Below are 291 nucleotides of genomic sequence, written 5' to 3' on the forward strand. Positions count from 1 at the left end.
CCAAAATAAAGAACAAGATTTAGATCGTGATGATGAGGATTTGATTATGACTTTGACCCAAATGTATGAAGAAGCAATGGCAGAAGTTCGTCAAGAAGTTCGCCAAGAAGTTCGTCAAGAAGTTCGTCAAGAAGTTCGCCAAGAAGTTCGCCAAGAAGTTCGCCAAGAAGTTCGCCAAGAAGTTCGCCAAGAAGTTCGCCAAGAAGTTGAAAAGGAAGCAAATCGCCGTCTAATTGAAACTATTATCCGGGTTCGCTTTGGAGAAATAGATGAAAAACTTGCAGCAATTAT

Annotated in this window: 1 pseudogene; it reads left to right on the forward strand. The window is 40.5% G+C overall.

Features of this window, described 5'->3' with window-relative positions:
• Positions 1 to 46 precede the first annotated feature (46 nt).
• A pseudogene (locus JUI58_RS00150) lies at positions 47 to 291 on the forward strand (hypothetical protein); the annotation flags it as partial.

It is taken from the genome of Spirulina sp. CCY15215 (assembly GCF_016888125.1).
In the GTDB taxonomy this organism is placed as follows: Bacteria; Cyanobacteriota; Cyanobacteriia; order Cyanobacteriales; family Spirulinaceae; genus CCY15215.